General features: G+C 67.0%; 17 protein-coding genes. 10 read left to right on the forward strand and 7 right to left on the reverse strand.

Annotation, left to right across the window (positions count from 1 at the left end; translation table 11 throughout):
- Positions 1–3: 3 nt before the first annotated feature.
- Positions 4–1782 carry an aspartyl protease family protein gene (locus tag SMN802W_RS0105770; RefSeq protein ID WP_019515949.1) on the forward strand — a complete coding sequence of 593 codons (1779 nt, stop codon included), beginning with the start codon at positions 4–6 and terminating at the stop codon, positions 1780–1782.
- A gap of 12 nt (positions 1783–1794) precedes the next feature.
- Here SMN802W_RS0105770 and SMN802W_RS0105775 read toward each other — a convergent pair whose 3' ends face one another.
- Both SMN802W_RS0105775 and SMN802W_RS0105780 read right to left on the reverse strand, forming a co-directional pair.
- Positions 1795–2793 (reverse strand): Gfo/Idh/MocA family protein, encoded by a 999-nt coding sequence (locus SMN802W_RS0105775; protein WP_019515950.1) that lies wholly within the window; start codon positions 2791–2793, stop codon positions 1795–1797.
- Entirely contained in the window at positions 2786–3751 is a 966-nt protein-coding gene (locus SMN802W_RS0105780) for an MDR/zinc-dependent alcohol dehydrogenase-like family protein (RefSeq protein WP_202951006.1), read from the reverse strand. Before SMN802W_RS0105780 ends, SMN802W_RS0105775 begins: the two co-directional genes overlap by 8 nt.
- A 253-nt stretch (positions 3752–4004) precedes the next feature.
- On the opposite strand from SMN802W_RS0105780, the gene SMN802W_RS0105785 reads away from it, so the two are divergent.
- The 3 genes from SMN802W_RS0105785 (at position 4005) to SMN802W_RS0105795 (ending at position 5970) form a co-directional block, all read left to right on the forward strand.
- On the forward strand, positions 4005–5126 hold the full coding sequence (locus SMN802W_RS0105785) for a PAS domain-containing protein (protein ID WP_026325797.1): 1122 nt from the start codon (positions 4005–4007) through the stop codon (positions 5124–5126).
- Positions 5123–5575 carry a response regulator gene (locus tag SMN802W_RS0105790; RefSeq protein WP_019515953.1) on the forward strand — a complete coding sequence of 151 codons (453 nt, stop codon included), beginning with the start codon at positions 5123–5125 and terminating at the stop codon, positions 5573–5575. The genes SMN802W_RS0105785 and SMN802W_RS0105790 overlap by 4 nt, the downstream gene beginning before the upstream one ends.
- 101 nt (positions 5576–5676) lie before the next feature.
- Positions 5677–5970 carry a CsbD family protein gene (locus SMN802W_RS0105795; RefSeq protein ID WP_019515954.1) on the forward strand — a complete coding sequence of 98 codons (294 nt, stop codon included), beginning with the start codon at positions 5677–5679 and terminating at the stop codon, positions 5968–5970.
- A 39-nt stretch (positions 5971–6009) separates the two neighbouring features.
- Here the strand turns inward: SMN802W_RS0105795 and SMN802W_RS0105800 are convergent, their stop codons facing one another.
- Together SMN802W_RS0105800 and SMN802W_RS0105805 are read right to left on the reverse strand one after the other, a co-directional pair.
- Positions 6010–6561: a hypothetical protein gene (locus tag SMN802W_RS0105800; protein WP_019515955.1), complete on the reverse strand. Its 552-nt coding sequence runs from the start codon at positions 6559–6561 to the stop codon at positions 6010–6012.
- A gap of 11 nt (positions 6562–6572) precedes the next feature.
- Complete coding sequence (locus SMN802W_RS0105805) at positions 6573–8390, reverse strand: YhjD/YihY/BrkB family envelope integrity protein (RefSeq protein ID WP_238560114.1); 1818 nt, start codon at positions 8388–8390, stop codon at positions 6573–6575.
- A gap of 196 nt (positions 8391–8586) precedes the next feature.
- Here SMN802W_RS0105805 and SMN802W_RS0105810 point away from each other — a divergent pair, with 196 nt between their 5' ends.
- From SMN802W_RS0105810 to SMN802W_RS18165, 3 genes are all read left to right on the forward strand, one after another.
- On the forward strand, positions 8587–8883 hold the full coding sequence (locus tag SMN802W_RS0105810) for a hypothetical protein (protein ID WP_019515957.1): 297 nt from the start codon (positions 8587–8589) through the stop codon (positions 8881–8883).
- A gap of 76 nt (positions 8884–8959) precedes the next feature.
- On the forward strand, positions 8960–9232 hold the full coding sequence (locus tag SMN802W_RS0105815) for a DUF1488 family protein (RefSeq protein ID WP_026325798.1): 273 nt from the start codon (positions 8960–8962) through the stop codon (positions 9230–9232).
- Positions 9233–9273: 41 nt separating this feature from the next.
- Positions 9274–9438, forward strand: coding sequence for a hypothetical protein (locus tag SMN802W_RS18165; RefSeq protein ID WP_019515959.1), 165 nt, complete (start codon positions 9274–9276; stop codon positions 9436–9438).
- A 69-nt stretch (positions 9439–9507) separates the two neighbouring features.
- Here the strand turns inward: SMN802W_RS18165 and SMN802W_RS18170 are convergent, their stop codons facing one another.
- Entirely contained in the window at positions 9508–9684 is a 177-nt protein-coding gene (locus SMN802W_RS18170; protein ID WP_019515960.1) for a hypothetical protein, read from the reverse strand.
- Between the two features lie 283 nt (positions 9685–9967).
- Between SMN802W_RS18170 and SMN802W_RS16515 the strand changes: the two genes are divergently transcribed.
- The 3 genes from SMN802W_RS16515 (at position 9968) to trhO (ending at position 16736) form a co-directional block, all read left to right on the forward strand.
- Positions 9968–12382: a DUF3772 domain-containing protein gene (locus tag SMN802W_RS16515; RefSeq protein ID WP_019515961.1), complete on the forward strand. Its 2415-nt coding sequence runs from the start codon at positions 9968–9970 to the stop codon at positions 12380–12382.
- Between the two features lie 40 nt (positions 12383–12422).
- Positions 12423–15851: an amidohydrolase family protein gene (locus SMN802W_RS0105835; protein WP_019515962.1), complete on the forward strand. Its 3429-nt coding sequence runs from the start codon at positions 12423–12425 to the stop codon at positions 15849–15851.
- A 66-nt stretch (positions 15852–15917) separates the two neighbouring features.
- On the forward strand, positions 15918–16736 hold the full coding sequence (trhO, locus tag SMN802W_RS16520; protein WP_019515963.1) for an oxygen-dependent tRNA uridine(34) hydroxylase TrhO: 819 nt from the start codon (positions 15918–15920) through the stop codon (positions 16734–16736).
- Positions 16737–16805: 69 nt separating this feature from the next.
- Here trhO and SMN802W_RS0105845 read toward each other — a convergent pair whose 3' ends face one another.
- Positions 16806–17423, reverse strand: coding sequence for a glutathione S-transferase family protein (locus tag SMN802W_RS0105845; RefSeq protein WP_019515964.1), 618 nt, complete (start codon positions 17421–17423; stop codon positions 16806–16808).
- Entirely contained in the window at positions 17423–18292 is an 870-nt protein-coding gene (yghU, locus tag SMN802W_RS0105850; RefSeq protein ID WP_019515965.1) for a glutathione-dependent disulfide-bond oxidoreductase, read from the reverse strand. Before yghU ends, SMN802W_RS0105845 begins: the two co-directional genes overlap by 1 nt.
- Between the last annotated feature and the right edge of the window lie 23 nt (positions 18293–18315).

An 18315-nucleotide genomic window follows, 5' to 3' on the forward strand; every position in this document is an offset into this window, starting at 1 on the left:
CAGATGGGGCGCAACAGGGTAGCGGGCGTCGCGATCGGCGCGCTGGCGGCAGTCACGGGCGTGACGATGCCTGGGCGCGCGGCGGCCGAGTGCAAGGTCGCGGTCGCTGCGGAGCTACCGGTGACGATGGCGGGCCAACGCCCGATGGTGAACGCGAAGTTCGGCGATAAGACCGCGCGCTTCATCCTCGACAGCGGCGCTTTCTATAGCACGCTGTCGCTTGCCTCCGCGCAGGAGTTCGGACTGCCGGTCACCGATCTGCCGTTCCTTCACGTGCGCGGTGTCGGCGGATCAACGAACGCGGGTGCTGCCACCGCGACTAATTTCTCGATCGCGGGCATCCCGCTGCGCAAGGTCGATTTCGTCGTCGCGGGCAGCGACACGGGCACCGCCGGGTTGATCGGGCAGAACATTCTTGGCGTGCTCGACGTCGAATATGATTTGCCGCACGGCGTTGTCCGACTAATCCAGACAAAGGGCTGCGGCAGCACCAATCTCGCTTATTGGGCGAAGGGACGCCCGATCAGCGCGCTGAAGCTGATCGGGCGGACCGGCGGCATGTTCAAGCCGCATACGGTCGGCAAAATCCAGATCAACGGCGGCGACGTCAACGCGACCTTCGACACCGGCGCAGAATCGTCGCTGCTGTCGCGTTCGGTCGCCAAGCGGCTGGGCGTGACGCCCGACAGTCCGGGGGTGACGAGCATCGGCTTCGGCGGCGGCATCGGACGCCAACGAGTGCAGACATGGCGTGCGCCGTTCACGAACATCGATATCGGTGGCGAGAAGCTGAACCATCCTATTCTTCACATTGCCGACATGGAGATGGGCGACACCGACATGCTGGTCGGGATCGACTTCTTTCTGACGCACCGCGTGTTCGTGTCGAATGCGACCAAGACGATGTTCTTCACCTACGAAGGTGGGCCGTTGTTCGGGCAGAATCCCAGGCGTGCGGTAACCGAGACGGGAACGGTGATCGACCTGTCCGACCGCTCGCCCGCGCCGACCGATGCGGCGGGGTTCAGCCGGCGGGGTGCCGCCTTCGCCTCGAACGGCAAGCGCGCGGCGGCGCTGGCCGATTTCGACAAGGCGGTCGCGATGGCGCCGGGCGAGGGGCATTATTACTATCAGCGTGCGATGTTGCGGCTGTCGGGAAGCCGCGACGAGCTCCTCAAGGCGCGCGGCGACCTGGATCACGCGATCACGCTGGCGCCGGACGATGCCGAAGCGCGGCTGACGCGCGCGGCGGTGCGGATCAGGGCCGACGAGCGCGCAGGCGCGTTGGATGACGTGCGCGCCGCCGATCGCGCGCTCGCGCCCTCGGCCGATCAGCGGCTGCGCGTGGCGGCGATGCTGACCGAACTGGGCCAGCCCGGGGAGGCGGTCGGCAACCTCGATCGCTGGTTGAAGAGCCATCCCGAGGATAGCAGCCGCGCAACAGCGTTCAACGCGCGTTGCTGGGCGCGTGCGGTCGCGAACACCGCGCTCGACGAGGCGCTGTCGGACTGCGACCGCGCGTTGAAGCTTCGCCCGAACGTGGCGACGTATCTCGACAGCCGTGCGCTCGTCTATCTGCGGCAGGGCGCGTGGTCGCGTGCGATCGCCGACTATGACGAGGTGGTGAAGCGCGAACCGGCGAACGCCTGGCCGCGGTACGCGCGGGCGGTGGCACTGAAACGCAGCGGCGACACGGCGCGCGGCGACACCGAGCGCGCCGCCGCAATCAAGCTAAACGAACACGTCGAGGTGCGCGCTAGGCGGTACAATCTGATCTACTGAGCCGGCGCGCGCTCACGCTCCGGCGTAGATGCGGTCGAGCGCGCGCGCGGTGGCGACGAACTCGTCCGCCTGCGCGTCGAAGCGCGGATTCTGGGCGAGGCGGCGCGCCCAGTCGATCGCGGCGCGGCCGCCCCATTCCTCCGGCGGGCTGGCGATCGTCGTCGCCTGCGTGCCGGTGTTATGGGTGGTGGTGAAATCGTAGAACGAGCCGCTGACGTTGCGCATCGTGGCGCCACCGTTGGTGCCGTAGAAGCTAGCCTCGATCACCGCATCCTGCCCGGCGTGGAGTCGCCACGAGCAGGCGAGGCGTACCGCCACATCCTGATCGAGCGTCAGCGTCGCGATGGCGTAATCCTCGACCGTGTCACGCGCGCCGAGTGGCTCGCCACCGGCGAACAGCGACGACGACACCGATTTCACGTCCTGTCCGGTCAGCCACATCGCGAGATCGACGAGGTGGATGCCGAGATCCATGACGCAACCGCCGCCCGATTGCGCGCGGTCGTAGAACCATGGCTTGTCCGGGCCGTAGGCGTTGTGGAAGACGAGATCGACCGCGAACAGCCGGCCGAGCGTGCCGCCGCGGACCAGTTCGGCGATCCGCTCCATGCCCGCGGTGAAGCGGTAGGACAGATCGACGCCGAGCAGCCGGTCAGCGGCGCGCGCGGCAGCGACGACAGCCTCGGTCTCGGCGGCGTCGCGGCCGAGCGGTTTCTGGCAGAACACTGCCTTGCCTGCCTCCAGCGCCCGGATCGACTGCGCGGCGTGGAGTGCGCTGGGGCTCGCAATCACAACGCCGTCGAGATCGAGTGCCAGCATCGCGTCGAGGTCGGCAACCACCTGCGCGTTGGGCGCGAGTGCGGCGGCGTCGCGGATCATGTCGGGCGAGGGATCGCTGATCGCGGCGGCCTCGACCAGTCCGGTGCCGAGCATCGCTTCCATGCGGTGACGACCGATCCAGCCGACGCCGAGGAAGCCGAGGCGCGGGCGGCGCGTGAGCGGCTCACTCATAGGTCACCAGCGCCTTGACGAAGCCCGCCGGCTTGTCGCGCGTCGCAAGAATCGCATCGGCGACCTGCGACAACGGGTAGCGGTGGGTGAGCAGCGCGGGCAGGTCGATCTGCCCCGAGACGACCGCGGCGATCGCTTCCTCGACGCCGCGGCGCTGGACCGCGGGGTCGCGCTCGTGCGCGTTGACGACGTCGATCCCCTTCCAGTTCCACTCCTGCATGTTGACCTGCCGCGGGCCGTCCTGATGATAGCCGGCGACGATTAGCCGTCCGCCGAAGCCGACCAGCGCGGTGGCGAGGTCGAGCGGCCATTGCTTGCCGACCGCCTCGATCACGCGCTCGCACATCGCCTCGTCGGTCAGGCGCTTGACCTCCTCGATGATCGCCCAGTGGTCGTGCATCGGCACCGTCTCGGCCGCGCCGAAGCGGCGCGCGAGGTCTAGCGACTCTTCGCGGCGCGAGATGGCGATGACGCGCGCGCCGGCATTGGTTGCGAGCTTGGCAAGGACGGCGCCGAGGAAGCCGATGCCGATGATCGCGACGGTCTGCCCGGCGCGGATGTCGGCGCGGCGGAAGATGTTCATCGCGCAACCGAGCGGCTCGCCGGGGAAAGGCTGGTCGCCCAAGGCGGGGGGCAGCTTCACTACCATGTCGGCGGGGGCGACGTCGTACCGCGCGAAACTATGGCCGGCGAGGAAGGCGACGCGGTCGCCGGCCGCAAGCGTGCTCACGTTGTCGCCGAGCGCGTCGACCACGCCCCAGCCCTCATGCCCCATCCCGCCGGGCGCGCCGGGGAAAGTCGACCACGGCTGCCCTTCGAAGGGTTCGACGTTCGACGCGCAGACGCCGCAGCCCTCCAGCCGGATGCGAACCTCGCCCGCGGCGGGCACGGGCAGGTCGACCTCGGCGATCGTCATCTCTCCGGGCGCGGTCAGCACCGCGGCCTGCATCGTCGTCATGTTGATCTCCTGCGCTGTCGTTGCGCGTTGTCTGGTCGCGCTGACGCGCGTGCCGAGGGCTCGATGCCCAATCATACGGCTTGCGTCCAGCCGCGGCGATGAGGCCGACCGTATCGGCAACGAGGGAGCGCGCAGAGCGGTGAGGCGTTGTGCGACAAAACTTGGCTCGGCCACGTGTCTGGCGCATAGCGAACTAACCTAGGTTTGTTGCGCGCTGGGCCCACGTGCAACCGCGCCAGGTGCGGGGGAAATGATGGATCAACGCGACAACTGGCACCTGACCGACGTGGTCGAGCATGAGAGCGGACGTGGTGACCCGTTCGCCGCGGCGGTGCGCGCGACGCGAATGCCGATGATCATCACCGACCCGCGCCGTGACGACAACCCGATCGTGTTCTGCAACGAGGCGTTCCAGCAATTGTCGGGCTATGATCGTGCCGAGATACTGGGAACGAACTGCCGCTTCCTGCAAGGCCCCGGAACCGATCGCGCCAAGGTGGCGGAGGTGCGCGCAGCGATCGAGGCTGGAACCGATGTGGCGGTCGACCTGCTCAATTATCGCAAGGACGGCTCGACCTTTTGGAACGCGCTGTACGTCAGCCCGGTGCGCAACCGCGACGGCGAGATCGAGTTCTTCTTCGCCAGCCAGATGGACGTGAGCGACCGGATCGAGGCGCAGGAGCGGATCGCGCGGCAAAAGGCGGAGGTCGAGCGCGAGGTCGAGGCGCGCACCGCCGACCTGAAGGCGGCGCTGGACGACAAGACGCTGCTGCTCCACGAGGTCGACCATCGCGTGAAGAACAACCTGACGATGATCGGGTCGTTGTTGCGGTTGCAGGCACGCGGCATTTCGGACGAGGACATTCTCGCGCGGCTGAACTCGATGCTGGAGCGGATCGACGCGCTGGCGAGCGTGCATCGCCGGTTGTACCAATCGGACGACGTGACCCGGTTCGACGCAGGTGCGTTCGCGCTGAACCTTGCGACCGACGTTGTCGGTGCGAGCGGGCGGACCGACATCGACGTGCAGTCGGACGTCACCGCGATCGATATCTCGTCGACCAACGCGTCGGCGCTGGGGCTGGTGTTGAACGAGATCGTGACCAATGCGGTCAAGCACGGCTTCGCGGAAGGGCGGGGCGGTGTGCTGACGGTCACCGCGCGCGCCGAGGGTGACACGGGCGCCATCAGCATCGCGGACGATGGTCCGGGTTTCGATGCGGCGAACACGCCCGAGGACGGGCTTGGCCGCGTGCTGATCCGGCGGTTGTCGCGGCAGGTCGGCGCAGACGTCGCATGGTCGCCGGCCGAGCCGGGCGCGCGCGTGACGATCCGCTTCCCGCTCGACCAGGGCGCGACGGGATTGGCGACTTGATCCGCCTCAAACGTCCGTTCCGCGTCCTGATCGTCGAGGACGAGGCGCTGCTGGCAATGGATATCGAGGCGTTGGTGGAGGATGCCGGCCACACGGTCGTCGGCGAGGCGGCCTCGCTGCATGAGGTCGAGGCGATGGAGATCGAGGCCGCGCCCGATCTTGCCTTCGTCGACCTGCAACTGGCGCACAACACCAACGGGCTGGATGCGGCGCGGCTGATCCATGCGCGCTGGGCGCGAACGGCGGTGATCTTCGTGACCGCCAATCCGAAGAAGATACCGGAAGACTTTGCGGGCGCGCACGGCGTGATTCCGAAACCGTTCTCGCGCGCCGGGCTGACCGCGGCGTTGCGCTACATCGAGGAAGGGTTGAGCGATCCGCCGCCAACCAGCCCGATGCCGGCGAGCTTCATCGCCTCGCCTGCCTTTGCCGCTACCTGGAACAGCTGACCGCGCGTTTCTCACTCGTGAATGAACCCGGCCGGCGTTTCGTCGTTACGACGAACCTGAGGCGTATGCTGCGCCCGCGTCACCGACAAGGAGGTTTAGCGATGAATACCGACGAGCTGAAGGGCACCGGCAACGACGTCAAGGGTGAGGTCAAGGAAGCGATCGGCAACGCCACGGGCGATCAGGACACCAGGGCCGCGGGCATCGCCGATCAGGTGACCGGTTCGGTGCAGAAGACCGTTGGTGCCGCCAAGGAAGCCGTGGCGGACAATGTCGCGCCGCTCGCCGGGCAGGCAAGGGGGTTTGCGAAGCAGCGGCCGTTCGCGACCGCGGCGCTGGTCGGCGTGGTCGGGCTTGCGCTCCTCAACACGCTGCGCGGCAAGAAGGCCGCCTGAACTACAGGGCGCGCGGGTCTTCGCCCGCGCGCCCCATCTTTACGGCACTTCGGCCAGTGCCAGTTGTGTTATCCCGGATACGTTCAGGTCTGTGTCGAGCGAGGTATCGCGCACGCGAACGATCTCGCGCGGCAGCCGACGCAATGTCTCTCCGACGCCCGCCACGCCGCCCTCGCGAACGATAAAGAAGTCGATCGTGCCACCCGCGCAGGTGGCGAGTGCATCGACCGCATGGGCGATCACCTGACCATCGGCTCCTCTGACCGGCAGTCCGTCGATCCGCGAGATCGAGAACAGGGCTTCATGCTCGGCACGTCCACTGCGTGCCTGTTCGGCGTTGGCCGCATCGCTGAACTTCGCGCGTCGGCCCAGCCAGCGCCAGATGCCGAACACGTCGACCACGCCGAGAAAGATGTTCGACCACAATAGCTGGGTCTGTCCGGTCTCGAGCCCGACGACGATCCATGCGACTGCGCCAATGGTGAACACGACAAAGCCCCAGCCGGTCACCCGCGCGCCCAGGTTCGATGCGGTCATCAGCGCGGCGATGCAGGTGGCGACGAGCGCGACCCATCCGGCGATATCCTCCATGACGGCGTCTCCTATCGTGCGAGCGGCGAGCGGCGGTAATCATCGAGGATCGCCGCCACATCGTCATAGAGCGAGACCGCGCCGGCGCGCCTGAGCGTACGGTCGGCGAACCCGCCGGAGCGGACCGCGACGGTGGCGATGCCGCATTTGGCTGCGGCGGTGGCGTCATAGGGCGTGTCGCCGACGACGCGTGCTGCGGCGGGTGAGACGCCAAGCTTGTCACATGCGGCGGCAAAGATGTCGGGCGTGGGTTTGGTCGTGTCCGCATCCTCCTTGCTCGTCGTCACCGAGAGGATGTCGCGCACGCCGAGCAAGTCGATGTAATGGTCGAGTTCGTCCTTGCTGGCGGAAGAGGCAAGCGCGACCTGCTGGCCCTGTGCGGCGACGTGGCGCAGCAGGTCGGCGGCGTGTGGAAAGGGGCGGACGCGATCGAGGTAGCGCGTCTTGAAGATGTCACCATGACGGTTGGAAAGAGCATCGATCTCGGCATCGCTTGCGCCGGGGATCAGCGCGGGGACGAGCAGGTCGCCGCCCTTTCCGATCTGATCGTGGATGCGCGCGGGTGCGATCTCGTGGCCGTATTCGCGAAGGGCGTGCTGCCATGCCCAGACATGGTAATCGTTGCTGTCGACGAGCGTGCCGTCGAGGTCGAAGATCACGGCCTCAACAGATGGGGTTGCTGCTCGCCGTGACGCCCAGGCGAGCAATCCCGCGCCGGCAAGCAGCGCGGCGCCGGGCAGCGCCCGACCTTGCCGGCGGAGCAATGCGAGGCCGAGCGTCGCGGTGGCAGCCTGAGTCACGCCGACCTTCTCGAACCCGGCAAGCCGTGTGATGCGCGTCGTCGCTCGTGCGGTGGCATAGTCCTTGACCGGACTACCCGCGGGCGCATCCGCCGTCGCCGGGGTGGACGAGGCCGAACTGGGGTTTGTGCCGTTCGCGACATGGTCGGCGACCCATGCACCACGATCGCCCAGCGGACGATCGCCGTGGGTGGTGTCGCGTGCGGTCTGATGCTCAAGCTCCGAATTGAGCTCCGCGCCGAACAGCAGAATGTAGCTCGACAGGTACATCCACGTCAGCAGCACGACGACCGTGCCGATCGAGCCGTAGGTGGCGTCGTAATTGCCGAAATTGGCGACGTAGATGCCGAAGCCGATCGTGAGCATCAGCCACAGCAATGCGGCAAGCAGCGAGCCCGGCGTCAGCCACGTCCAGCGCGCGTGCTGGCGGGCAGGGCCGTAGCGGTAGAGCGTCGCGGCACCCGCCGACCCGGCGGCGGCGAGCAGGAGATAGGTGACGACCTTGCCCACAGCAGCGACCCAGTTAGGCAGCGTAGGCAAGAGCGTCTGCAGGAAGCCGAGCACGGTCACTGACACCATCGCGAGGATGGCGACCAATACCGCGCAGGCGGTGATGCCGAGTGCCAGCAGCGTCACGTGGATGAAGCCGCGCGTTTCCTCTTCCTCATAGGCGATGTTGAGTGCGGTGATGACCGCGCCGGCCGCGTTGCGCGCGCCGAACAGCGCGATCGCGAGCGCAACGAGCAGGCCGAAGCCCTTCTTCCCGTCCGAGGTATGGACGACGTTGAGCAACTGTTCGCCGATCAATTGCGCCGCCTGTTTGGGCAGGACCGAGGTGAGCGTCGCCATGTTGCTGGACACCGTCTGCGGATCGGCGACCAAGCCATAGGTCAGCACGATCGCGCCGAGCAGCGGCACGAGCGCGAGGAAGCCGTAGAAGGCGACACCGGCGGCGATCAGCCCGACATTGTCGTTGCCCGTTTCCTTCCACGTGCGGAGCGCAACCTGCTTCCAGGCCGGCCACGGCATCTGCCATGGCGATTGCGCGTCCCTTCCGTCTGCTTGCGCGTCGATGTCGGCCCCCTGTCGTTCGCTTCGCCTGTCGGGCAAGAACCGTCGCGTTCGCGCCTCGTTCCGGGGTTGATCGGGATCAGCCTGCTGCGTTTGCGGGAACCGGCGCGTCATCGCACGCGCTTGCTGATGGAAGAGAGCAGGAGAATTGTGGATGACCGAGGCAAGCTGGAGCGGTGCAGGGTCGATCGAGTGGACGATGAGCGCATCGCTGGAGGATGTCACCAGGGGCGGCGAGCAGGTTCCCGAGGTCACCAGCCTGGAGCGCGCCACACGCGCATGGCAGGCGCTGCCACCGGCGCAGCGCAGCGAGGCGGTGTTGACCGCGGAGCGACCGGTGACGCTGCCGGGCGAACTGCCCGCAGACCGCTATGTCGGGGATGCGATCGGCCGGATCGCCGCGCTGTTGCCAAGCGGGAACGACGATGAGCGTGGCGACACGGCGGCGTAAGTCGCCAAGCACACGCGCGGGAACACGTACGCGTGACGAGGCTTGTACCCCTGCCAAGCAGATCAAGAGGTAGATGATGGCCACGAGCCAGTTGGAAATCGATCATTCGAGCATCCTCGACAACATCGAGGGCGAGCAGGTGGAGTTCACCGGCGAGGTCGATGCCGAGGAATATGAATTCGCCGTTCAGTATGACGTACTCGAGGCGCTGAGCGGCGATCGACCCGACGGCGATGCGGCGGACACGTTCCAGCGCTTCATCGACCAGATCAGCGATGCGGCGCTGTCGGCGCTGTCGCGCAACGCCGATCAGGGCATGATTATCGTGAGCGAAAACGACCTCGAATAAGTTCAAGCGCTACCAATGGATCGAAGCGAAAGGATCAAGGCATGAGCGGCAGTGATACCGACAAAGACGAACTAGCCAGCTACAACAACGCAGCAAAGAAGACCGTCGACGCTGGCGTTGCCGACGAGGTGGCAGGTTATGACCAGGAAATCGTGCCGACCGAGGATGGTAAGTCGGCGCAGGATAGTGAGGCACATCCCAACTAAAACACGTTGTCACGGGTGGTGGTCAGTCGACCGCCTCCTGTATCAGCGAGGTGAACCGCAGCTGTTGTCCTAGTAGAGGCGGCGCGGCTCCGCCACCGGGCGTGCCATGTCGACCTGATCGAGCTGGCGCAGCAGATCATCGAAGCTGTTGTCGCGCGGGACGGGAAAATGTCGTGTGAAGCTGGTGCCCAGCACGTCAAGGTCGCGCTGCGTCAGCAATCCAACCGAGACGATCTTGTCAGTCACCGCGTTCCTCCTGTGTTAGGGAACGGGCTTGAACGGCTTTGGTGCCGTGGTGCGCGAATAAAGCGTGATCAAGAGCTTCACGGAGAAGCAGCGTTGATTTTTCGTCAACAGACTGTTGTTCCCGTTACCGAATAAGCTGGGTCCCGATGCCGGCCTCAGCGTGGCTCAGACCATCATGTCTATGTAACCGCGCAAACATGGTACGCCGACTTGAGCGCTCCGGTGCGATGATGCGATTGTCGCGGCCTTCACAAGCGGGCGCACTCTTGGGTACGGCCTGCCGATGGTCCTGCAACTTATCTCGCGCGCGCTGGTAGCGCTGCTGCTGCTCGTCAGCTTGCCCGCGTCCGCGCAAGGAACGTCGGTCGCCGCGCTCAGCCAGCAGATCGCCCAGGCGGAGCGCGATGTCGGCGATGTCGATCGCGCGCTCGACCAGCAGGTTGATGACGACCAACGCGACGATTTGCGCGCGAAGGCGCTGGCGGCGAAAGAGGCGGCAACCGACGCAGCGACACAGTTGCAGACGCAGTTGACGCTGATCGATGCCAAGGTGGCGCAGCTAGGCTCGCCGGCGGCAGGAACGAGCGAAGCCGGAGACATTCGCGCGCAACGCGCCGCGCTGGCGCGGCAGCACAGCGCGCTCGACTCGGCGGTGAAGCGCGGTCGGCTGCTCGGCGTCACCGCGCAGCAGCTGATCGACGAGATCGCGCAGGGGCAGGCGGCGCAGTTCGGCGAGCGGTTGTCCGCACACAGCCCGTCGCCGCTGTCGCCGACGTTCTGGCGCGCGATCCTGCTGTCGGCGCCGCGCGACCTGCGCCGGGCGAGCAGCTTCGTGACCAGCGGTGTCGCGCAGGCGCGGGCGCAGTCGCGCGGCAGCGTGCCGTGGCAGGCGCTGGCGGGTGTTATCGTCTTCGTCGCGGTGTTGGGGCCGGGGCGACTGGCGCTGCGTCGGCTGGGACAGCGGTTTCTGATCGAGGGCGCACCGGGACACCGCGTGCGCCGGTCGGGTTATGCAATCTGGCGCATCATGATCGGTACGTTGACCCCATTGTGCGCCACGTTTGCGCTGGTACAGGGTATCCGCTGGGGTCGGCTAGAGGCGGCGAGCTGGAGCTCGGTGTTCGACGGGCTGATCGCGGCGATGACCTTTGCCGGGTTGACGCTGTCGGCGACGGGGGCGCTGCTGATGCGCAACCAGTCGTCGTGGCGGGTAGCGGCGATCGGGGATACGACGGCGACGCGGCTGCGTCCGTTCTCGATCCTGCTGGCGGCGCTGTCGTTCGCGACCATCATCGTCGACACGGTCAACCGCGCGGTGAATGCGAGCGGCGCGGCGCGCGTCGCCGCGCAGGCCGCCGAAGCCTCGCTCCACCTGCTGCTGCTCGCCGCGACGCTGCTGGCGCTCGGCCGGTTGCGCGCCGAACAGGCGGACGACGAGCAGGGCGAGACGACGCGCGCCGGACTGGGCGCGGTGACGCTGCTCGCTTGGGGAATCGTGCTGGTCGCCGGCATTGGGCTGCTGTTCGGTTATGTCGGGTTCAGCCTGTTCCTTGTGCAGTTGGTGTCGTGGGGCACAGTGCTCGGCTCGGCGACCTACCTGTTGACGACCGCGATCGACGATGTCGCGACCACGCTGTTCAAGCGCAGCAGCGCGACCGGGCGGACGCTGGTGCGCGCGCTGGGACTTCGGGGCAGCAGCGTCGATCAGTTCGGGGTGCTGTTGTCGGGTGTGTTGCGGCTGATCGTCGCGGTGACGGCGTTCGGGCTGCTGCTGTCGCCGTTCGGTGCGGGCAACGGCGTCACGTCGCTGTTCGGGCGCGTCGGCACGTTGGCGCAGGGGATCGAGATCGGCGGCGTGTCGGTGTCGCCAGGCACCATCGTGCGCGGGCTGGTGGTGTTGTTCGTCGGGCTGGCGCTGGTGCGCGGGTTCATGGGGTGGCTGGAGGGGCGCTACCTGCCCGCGACCGATCTGGACGGATCGGGGCAGAATTCGGTCAGGCTGGTCGCGCGCTATGTCGGGATCGCGCTCGCGGTGATCTGGGCGCTCGCGTCGCTGGGCATCGGGGTGGAGCGGATCGCGCTGCTGTTGTCCGCCTTGTCGGTCGGCATCGGTTTCGGTTTGCAGGCGATCACGCAGAATTTCGTCTCCGGGTTGATCCTGCTGGCCGAGCGGCCGATCAAGATCGGCGATCTGGTGCGCGTCGGCACCGACGAGGGCGATGTGAAGCGGATCAGCGTGCGATCGACCGAGATCGAGCTCGCCGACCATTCGACGCTGATCGTGCCCAATTCGGAGCTGATCACCAAATCGGTGCTCAACAAGACGCTGGCGAGCCCGCTGGGTCGCATGCAGATCCAGTTCTCCGTCCCGCTCGGCACCGAAGCGGCGCGGGTGCGTGAGTTGGTGCTGGAGAGTTTCGCAGCGGAAAGCGCGGTACTGGATGATCCCGCGCCATCGGCGTTTGTCGATTCGATCGCGGATGGGCGCATCCTGTTCAACTGCTTCGCGCATGTCGCCACCCCGCGCGCAGCGTATGGCGCGCGCTCGTCCGTGTTCATGGCGCTGCTCGGCCGATTTCACGAGGAGGGGATCGACATTGGCACGGTGCCGCAGCGGCTGGAGATGGTCGCCGCGCCCACGCTCGCGGACGGTCGCCCAGAGAAGAAGAAAGACGCTTCGGAATCAGGTGACGAATGAAACCGATCGGCTAGAAAGGCGGCAAAAGAGGGGAACTTGCATGACCTACCGTGCCGCCACCGCCGTCGCCTTGTGCCTGATGGCGGCGCAACTATCGGCTCAGGTCGCGCCGACCAACGCGCCGACCCCGATCGAGCGGACACAGGCGCCCGAGAACCAGATCACGCAGCCGAGCCCCGAGGTGGTCACCGATCGCCCGATGGTTGCGCCGCCTGCGACGCCCGCGCCCAACGCCAACGCGCGAACGGTCGCCGCTGCCCCTGCGAAGGCTCCGAAGTGGGACGTGAACGCGCCGCCGGGCATGCGCACGCGTGAGGTGGCGATCAACACCGATAACGGCAGCTGGATGAACGTCGACGTATCACCTGACGGGCGGTTGATTGCGTTCGACATGCTGGGCGACATCTACACCATGGGAATCGCGGGCGGCACGCCGACGCGGATCGCGCAGGGGCTGGCGTATGAGCATCAGCCGCGCTTCTCACCCGATGGGCGCCGGATCGCCTTCACCTCCGACCGCGGCGGCGGCGACAACATCTGGGTGATGAACGTCGACGGCAGTGACAAGAGGCAGGTGACGAAGGAGGACTTCCGCCTGCTCAACCAGCCGTCGTGGAGCCCGGACGGACGCTTCATCGCGGCGAAGAAGCATTTCACCACCGGCCGCTCATTGGGCACCGGCGAGGTGTGGCTGTACCATGTCTCGGGCGGCGGTGGGGTGCAGCTGGTCAAGCGCAAGAGCGAGCAACTGCAGAAGGAACTGGGCGAGCCGATCTATGCGCCCGACGGCAAGAGCATCTTCTACACCCGCAACGTGACGCCGGGTCCGATCTTCGAATATGCGCAGAACTCGCGCACCGACCTGTTCAACATCGAACGCTACGACATCGACTCTGGCGAGGTGACCACCGCGGTGTCGGGCGTCGGTGGATCGGTGCGCCCGACGCTGTCGCGCGACGGCAAAAGGATCGCCTTCGTGCGGCGCGAGAACAACAAGACCAAGCTGTGGGTCAAGGAGCTGTCGACCGGCATCGAGCGCGTCGTCTACGGCGATCTCGACCGCGACGTGCAGGAAACCTGGGCGGTGACCGGCGTCTATCCCAACATGGCGTGGACGCCCGACGGTACGGCGATCATGATCTGGGCGGGCGGGCATATCCAGCGTGTCGCGGTCGATGGCTCGGGCGCACGCGTGGTGCCGTTCCGGGTCAACGACACGCGCGTGGTGATCGACGCGACGCACCCGCAGGTCGAGGTGTCGCCCGACCGCATTCAGACCAGAATGCCGCGCTGGGCGAGCGTCTCTCCCGATGGGGGGCAGGTCGTGTTCGAGACACTGGGGAAGCTGTGGGTCAAGCCGATGGCGGGCGGCGCGGCGCGGCGGCTGACCCGCGCGACCGACGAGTTCGAGCTGTGGCCGAGCTGGTCGCGCGACGGCAGGCAGATCGTCTTCGTCGGCTGGACCGACGCCGGGCTGGGGCAGGTCAAGACGGTCGCGGCGGCTGGCGGCGCGGTGAAGGTCGTGACCAATGCGGCGGGGCTGTATCGCCGGCCGCACTTCTCGCCCGATGCCAAGGTGATCGTGTTCGAGCAGGGCGAGGGCGGCGGGCTGACCGCGGCGCGCGGACCCGGCGGATCGGGCGCGTACCGCGTGGCGGCGACGGGCGGCGCGCCGGTCAGGATTGCGGACGGCGCGGCCGAGCCGCAGTTCGGCGACCGGAACGACCGCGTGTTCCTGCTGACCAGCGAGAAGGACAAGCGCCAGCTCGTCAGCACCGACCTGAATGGTGAAGCGAAGCGGGTGCACGCGCAGGGCGAGCTGGTCAGCGATTATCAGGTGTCGCCAACGGGCGAGTTCGTCGCGTTCAAGCAGAATTACCAGGCATTTGTCATGCCGCTGATGCCCGGCACGCAGGGGGTTGAGACCGACAAAAAGGCCGGGCCGCTGCCCGTCACGCAGGTGAGCGCGGACGGTGCGGACTTCATCAATTGGTCTAACGATGGACAGACGCTGAACTGGAGCACCGGGCCGACGCTCTATACCGCGCAGGTCAATACCTTGTTTTCGCAGGCGCCAGCGGGCGAGAACGCGCCCAAGTTCGCCGCACCGCGCACCGGCGTGTCGCTGTCGATGGACGTGCCCGCGGCCAAGCCTACGGGCACGGTCGCACTGACCGGCGCGCGCGTGGTGACGATGGCGCGCGCGGACGGCGGGATCATCGACGATGCGACGATCCTGATCCGCGGCGACCGCATCGTCGCGGTCGGCCCGCGCGCATCGATCGCGATCCCTGCCGGCACCAAGACGATCGATGTCGCCGGCAAGACGATCATCCCCGGGCTGGTTGATGCTCACGCGCACGGGCCGCAGGGCGACGACGAGCTGGTGCCGCAGCAGAACTGGAATGCGATGGCGAACCTCGCGCTCGGCACGACGACGATCCACGATCCGTCGTCGCGTTCGGCCGAGATCTTTCCCGCCGCCGAGATGCAGCGTGCCGGCATGATCCTGACGCCGCGCATCTTTTCCACCGGTGAGATCATCTACGGCGCGAAGTCGCCTGACGTGTACGCGGAGATCAACGGCTACGACGACGCGCTCGCCGACGTGCGGCGGTTGAAGGCGCAGGGCGCACACAGCGTCAAGAACTACAACCAGCCGCGGCGCGAGCAGCGTCAGATGGTGGTCGCCGCCGCGCAGGCCGAGGGGATGGAGGTCGTGCCCGAGGGCGGGTCGCTATTCACGCAGGACGTGACGCTGATCCAGGACGGCAACTCGACCGTCGAGCACAACATCCCGCTTGAGCATTTCTACGACGATCTGATCCAGCTGTGGACCCAGACGAAGACCAACTACACGCCGACCTTGGTCGTCACCTATGGCGGGCCGGCAGGCGATCCGTACTGGCGCGCGCATACCGACGTGTGGCGTCACCCGATCCTGTCGCGCCACGCGCCGCAGGCGTTGCTCGCGGCGCAAAACGCGCGGCGTGAACTGGCGCCGGAGGAGGATTACGTCGACGGCGAGAGCGCGCGCGAGGCGAAGAAGCTGGCTGACAAGGGCGTGCAGGTGTCGATTGGCGCGCACGGGCAGCAGCCCGGGCTGGGCGCGCATTGGGAGATGTGGAGCTTTGCCAAGGGCGGCTGGTCGCCGATCGAGGCGCTGCGCGCGGGCACGATCATGCCGGCCACCTCGCTCGGTTACCAGAAGGACGTCGGCTCGCTCGAACCCGGCAAGCTCGCCGATCTGGTCGTGCTCGACGCCGATCCGACGGTGAACATCCACAATTCGGATAAGGTGTCGCGCGTGATGCTTGGCGGGCATCTGTACGATGCCGCGACGCTCAACGAGGTCGGAACCGGCAATCGCCAGCGGATGCCGTACTGGTTCGAGGGCGCGAACGGCGCAGGCGGCACGGGCACGCGGATGACGACCGGTCACGGCTACGGCGACGCGGATCAGGATTGATCTGACGCGTGGGCAACCGATCTGCTAGGGGCACGCGCGAGCCAGTGTGCCCCCAAGTGGATGAGAATGACCGAGACTTCGCTCCAGCCGCCGATCCTCGTTGCGGCGCTGTACCAGTTTACGCGCTTCGACGACGTGGCGGCTATCAAGGCGACCCTGCTGCCGGTGTGCGAGGTCGCGGGGGTGCGCGGATCGCTGCTGCTCGCCGACGAAGGACTGAACGGGACGATCGCGGGCAGCGACGAGGGTATCGCCGCAGTGCTGGCGCATCTGCGCGCGCTGCCGGGGTGTGCGGGGCTGGAGGTCAAGTTTTCGCGCGCTGGCGTGATGCCGTTCGGGCGCATGAAGGTGCGGTTGAAGCGCGAGATCGTGACGATGGGGCAGCCCGACCTTGATCCGGTCGGCGGCGTCGGCGCTTACGTCGAGCCGGCGGACTGGAACGCGCTGATCGACGATCCCGACACGGTGCTGATCGACACGCGCAACGATTACGAGGTCGCGCTCGGCAGCTTCGTGGGCGCGATCGATCCGGGCACGCGGAGCTTCCGCGACTTTCCGGCGTGGTTCCGCGCTCAGCGTGAGGCACTGATCGAGAAAGGCCGAACGCCGAAGATCGCGATGTTCTGTACCGGCGGCATCCGCTGCGAGAAGGCGACCGCGTTCGTGCGGAGCGAGGGGCTAGAGGACGTGTTCCACCTGAAAGGCGGCATCCTCAACTATCTGGAGCAGGTGCCCGAGGCGGAGACGCGCTGGCACGGCGAGTGTTTCGTGTTCGACGAGCGGGTGAGCGTGACGCACGACCTGTCGCCGACACACCGCGCGATGTGCAAGGCGTGCCAGCGGCCGGTGGGTGCGGACGGATGCTCGTGTGGAGATATGGTCTAGATCGACCCCGCTAGATCGACCCCGGCACCCCGGATCACGTCGAGGGTGACGACTGGACGCGACTGCCCGCTACACGCCCGTGCTGGCCGCCGGACGTTCGCGCATCGCTTCGATCCAGCGTGCAACGTGGACGTGTTCGGGCGCGGGCGCGAACTTGACCATGCGCGCGAAATCGATGCCGGTGAAGGCGACCACGTCGGCGATGGTCACGCGGTCGGCGGCGATGAACGCGCTTTCGCCCAAGCGGCGGTCGAACAGCTTCATCGCGCGCGTCGCCGCGGCGGTGTTGGTCTCGGCAATGGCGGGCACCTGCGTCTCGATCGCCGCCAGCGCGGGATGGCCGTGGCGGACCGACATCATCAGCGGTGTGGCGAGCAGCATCTCGGCGCGGCGCATCCACATCTCGATCACGGCGATCTCGCGCGGGTCGCGGCCGAAAAGGTTCGGCTCGGGATAGACGCTTTCGAGATAGCGGCAGATCGCGATCGACTCGGTGATCGTCGTCTCGTCGTCGATCTCCAGCGCAGGGACGTTGGCGAGGCCGGCGCGGGCGAGATAGTCGGGGGTGCGGTGTTCGCCGGCAAAGATGTCGATCTGGACGATCTCGATATCCTCGATCCCCTTTTCCGCCATGAACCAGCGCACGCGGCGCGGATTGGGGGCGCGGCGGCTGTCGAACAGGCGCATCAGGCTTCCTCGCCGATCTTGTCCTGCGTCTTCGTTTCGAAGTCGCTCGCGTCGTGGCGTTCGTGGAGCTGGCTGGCAGGGTCGCCCATGAGGCGGTTGACCATGCGGCCGCGCTTGACCGCGGGACGTTCGGCGATCCGGTCGGTCCAGCGCAGCACGTTCTTGTACTCGTGTACCTGCAGGAAGGTGCCCGCGTCGTAGACGAGGCCCTTCACCAGCGCGCCGTACCAGGGCCAGATTGCCATGTCAGCAATCGTGTAATCGGCACCGGCGATATACTCGCTCTCGCCCAGCCGGCGGTCGAGCACGTCGAGCTGGCGCTTCACCTCCATCGCATAGCGGTCGATCGCGTACTCGATCTTGGTCGGCGCATAGGCGTAGAAATGTCCAAAGCCGCCGCCGAGCAGCGGCCCGGAGCCCATCTGCCAGAACAGCCACGACAGGCATTCCGCGCGCGCTGCGGGTTCGGTGGGAAGGAACGCATCGAACTTCTCGGCGAGATAGACGAGGATCGAGCCCGATTCGAACACGCGGACGGGCGTGTCGCCGCTGCGATCGACCAGTGCAGGTATTTTAGAGTTGGGGTTGGCGGCGACGAAGCCGCTGCCGAACTGGACGCCCTCGTTGATGCGGATCAGCCAGGCGTCATATTCAGCGCCCGCGTGGCCGGCGGCGAGCAGTTCCTCCAGCATCACCGTCACCTTCACACCATTAGGCGTGGCGAGTGAGTAGAGTTGCAGCGGGTGGCGCCCGACCGGCAGCTCCTTGTCGTGGGTCGCACCCGCGGTCGGGCGGTTGATGTTGGCGAAGCGCCCGCCGTTTTCCTTGTTCCAGGTCCAGATCTCGGGCGGCGTATAGCTGTCGGTCACGGGTGGCTCCTCTCAGACGACGT

It is taken from the genome of Sphingomonas sp. Mn802worker, assembly GCF_000382485.1.
Lineage (GTDB): Bacteria > Pseudomonadota > Alphaproteobacteria > Sphingomonadales > Sphingomonadaceae > Sphingomonas.

Excerpts from the sequence above, each read along its gene's own strand:
- SMN802W_RS0105800 (WP_019515955.1), bottom strand. The coding sequence starts at position 6,561 with ATGGAGGATATCGCCGGATGGGTCGCGCTCGTCGCCACCTGCATCGCC.
- SMN802W_RS0105815 (WP_026325798.1), top strand. The coding sequence starts at position 8,960 with ATGGCCACGAGCCAGTTGGAAATCGATCATTCGAGCATCCTCGACAAC.
- SMN802W_RS0105775 (WP_019515950.1), bottom strand. The coding sequence starts at position 2,793 with ATGAGTGAGCCGCTCACGCGCCGCCCGCGCCTCGGCTTCCTCGGCGTC.
- SMN802W_RS0105785 (WP_026325797.1), top strand. The coding sequence starts at position 4,005 with ATGGATCAACGCGACAACTGGCACCTGACCGACGTGGTCGAGCATGAG.
- SMN802W_RS0105795 (WP_019515954.1), top strand. The coding sequence starts at position 5,677 with ATGAATACCGACGAGCTGAAGGGCACCGGCAACGACGTCAAGGGTGAG.
- trhO (WP_019515963.1), top strand. The coding sequence starts at position 15,918 with ATGACCGAGACTTCGCTCCAGCCGCCGATCCTCGTTGCGGCGCTGTAC.
- SMN802W_RS0105770 (WP_019515949.1), top strand. The coding sequence starts at position 4 with ATGGGGCGCAACAGGGTAGCGGGCGTCGCGATCGGCGCGCTGGCGGCA.
- SMN802W_RS16515 (WP_019515961.1), top strand. The coding sequence starts at position 9,968 with ATGGTCCTGCAACTTATCTCGCGCGCGCTGGTAGCGCTGCTGCTGCTC.
- SMN802W_RS0105805 (WP_238560114.1), bottom strand. The coding sequence starts at position 8,390 with ATGCCGTGGCCGGCCTGGAAGCAGGTTGCGCTCCGCACGTGGAAGGAA.
- SMN802W_RS0105810 (WP_019515957.1), top strand. The coding sequence starts at position 8,587 with ATGACCGAGGCAAGCTGGAGCGGTGCAGGGTCGATCGAGTGGACGATG.
- SMN802W_RS0105780 (WP_202951006.1), bottom strand. The coding sequence starts at position 3,751 with ATGACGACGATGCAGGCCGCGGTGCTGACCGCGCCCGGAGAGATGACG.
- SMN802W_RS18165 (WP_019515959.1), top strand. The coding sequence starts at position 9,274 with ATGAGCGGCAGTGATACCGACAAAGACGAACTAGCCAGCTACAACAAC.
- SMN802W_RS0105845 (WP_019515964.1), bottom strand. The coding sequence starts at position 17,423 with ATGCGCCTGTTCGACAGCCGCCGCGCCCCCAATCCGCGCCGCGTGCGC.
- SMN802W_RS0105835 (WP_019515962.1), top strand. The coding sequence starts at position 12,423 with ATGACCTACCGTGCCGCCACCGCCGTCGCCTTGTGCCTGATGGCGGCG.